Origin of the sequence: Streptomyces sp. H27-H5 (assembly GCF_026627505.1) — a bacterium.
GTDB lineage: Bacteria > Actinomycetota > Actinomycetes > Streptomycetales > Streptomycetaceae > Streptomyces.
The window spans coordinates 1-2,254 of record NZ_JAPNLK010000255.1 but is presented as its reverse complement, the minus strand read 5'-3'; the positions used below and the strand labels follow the sequence as shown (position 1 = coordinate 2,254).

The 2,254-nt window shown below is 70.1% G+C and carries 1 protein-coding gene and 1 pseudogene; both read right to left on the bottom strand.

The genetic code is table 11. The features are described 5' to 3' along the window. Positions 1-552 (bottom strand): annotated as a pseudogene (locus tag OTB19_RS42520) (PucR family transcriptional regulator); the annotation flags it as partial. 261 nt (positions 553-813) lie between these two features. Next, positions 814-2,121 carry a phosphopyruvate hydratase gene (gene eno / locus OTB19_RS42515; RefSeq protein ID WP_267804215.1) on the bottom strand — a complete coding sequence of 436 codons (1,308 nt, stop codon included), beginning with the start codon at positions 2,119-2,121 and terminating at the stop codon, positions 814-816. Between the last annotated feature and the right edge of the window lie 133 nt (positions 2,122-2,254).

Genomic DNA, 2,254 nt, shown 5'->3' with positions numbered 1-2,254 from the left:
CTCGGGGTCGGGTGTGGGGACCAGGAGGCAGGGTTGGCCGTTGACCAGTCCGGCCAGGGCGTCGTCCAGGACGGCCGCGAGTTGCTGGGTTTCGCCGGGCGAGGCCAGGGCGATGGCCCGCACGGAGCCGGGCAGGGGCCAGCGGGCCGCCCCGGCCAGTTCGGCCAGGGCTGCTTCGGAGATGCGCGTGTCAGACGTGAGAGCGGCGAAGAGCTCTCGTCGAGCGCGTTCGGGCCCTGTGCCGAGCCGTTGGGAAGGGATCGCGTTGAGGGTGGGCAACGAGCCGCCTCCGTGCGCGTCCTGTTGCCGAGGATTCACCTCATCCCGTCGGGATACCGAGGGTTCGCGGTACCCGAGGGCGGCCAGCAGGGCCGATTCCACCCGCTGCCGGACGACTTCGTCGTCGATGCCCTCGATACGGGTGGAGACACCGGGAATGCCGTCCCGAAGCTCCCCCACGATCCCCGCGGCCAGCGCGGGCAGTTCCTTCCGCAAGACCCGGGTCCATTCCCGGCGCGGGCGGGACCAGATGCGGTTCAGAAGTTCACACATGATTACCTCGCTCCCAAGGTGCGGGCCCTGCCCCGACATGGGGAGTTGAGCGCCTCGTACTCCCTTCAGGAGAACGCCGACCACGCATCGACCCGCGACATTGCCCAGTCTTTACCTTCGGAGAGGTGTGGAGGTGGATCTCCGATGCCCAGGTGGCCAAGCATCCCGTCGACCAGACCCTCACCAAGATCCGCAGCCGCCGTCGCCGCGGCGGGCCCCCGCATGATCGGGGGCCCGCGTGGTTCCTACCTCGCGTACTGTTCACGCCCGACGCAGTGCGGAGCGGCCCGCGTAGCGCGCCGAGTCACCCAGTTCCTCTTCGATGCGGATCAGTTGGTTGTACTTCGCCGTACGGTCGGAGCGAGAGAGCGATCCGGTCTTGATCTGGCCGCAGCCGGTGGCGACCGCCAGGTCCGCGATGGTGGTGTCCTCCGTCTCGCCCGAGCGGTGCGACATGACAGCCGTCCAGCCGGCCTGGTGGGCGGTGGCCACCGCGACCAGCGCCTCGGTCAGGGTGCCGATCTGATTGACCTTGACCAGGACCGAGTTGCCGACGCCGGTGCGGATGCCCTCGCGGAGCAGCGTCTCGTTGGTGCAGAACACGTCGTCGCCGGTGAGCTGGCAGCGGTCGCCGACGCGGGCGGTCAGCTCGCGCCAACCGTCCCAGTCGTTCTCCGCCATCGGGTCCTCGATGGAGACGATCGGGTAGGCGTCGATGAGCTTGGTCAGGTAGTCGACGTTCTCGGAGGGGGTGCGGCGCACACCCTCCCCCGCGTAGTCGTACACCCCGTCGCGGAAGAACTCCGACGACGCCGGGTCCATGATCAGGCCGATGTCCGTGCCGGGGTGGTACCCGGTGCGCTCGATGGCGGCCATCACGAAGTCGAGCGCCTCCTCGGCGGTACGCAGCGCGGGCGCGAAGCCGCCCTCGTCGCCGACGCCCGTGGAGTGCCCGGCGGCCAGGAGATCGCGGCGCAGGGTGTGGAAGACCTCGCTGCCCATGCGGACGGCTTCGGCGAAGGTGTCCGCGCCGACGGGGGCGATCATGAACTCCTGGAAGTCCAGGGGATTGTCGGCGTGGGCGCCGCCGTTGACGATGTTCATCATCGGCAGCGGCAGGAGGTGGGCGTCCGCGCCGCCGAGGTATCGGTAGAGCGGCCGGCGGTGGGCCGCCGCCGCGGCCTTGGCGGCGGCGAGGGAGACGCCGAGGATCGCGTTGGCGCCGAGGCGGGACTTCGTGGCGGTGCCGTCGAGGGCGATCAGCGCGGCGTCGAGGCCCTCCTGGTCCGCAGCGTCCCGGCCGCGCACGGACGCCGCGATCTCCCCGTTGACGTGGGCCACCGCGCGGTCGACGCCCTTGCCGTGCCAGCGCGAGGAGTCCTCGTCGCGCAGTTCCACCGCCTCGCGGGCACCGGTGGAGGCTCCGGAGGGAACAGCCGCACGCCCCAGGGACCCGTCCGCCAGAACGACATCGACCTCGACCGTGGGGTTGCCTCGGCTGTCGATGATCCGGCGGGCGGTGACGGTCTCGATGACGGCGTTGACGGCCGCGTCTGCCTTTGCGGACATGGGAGGTCCCTAAGAATGTGAGGCGGTCCGGGAGGACCGGGTGTGGCTGATGGGGGTCTGTCGTTGATGACTCGGAAGGAATGGCCGCCCGGTCCTCCGGGACGCTCCGACCACTGATTGAGAACTGCGGTCA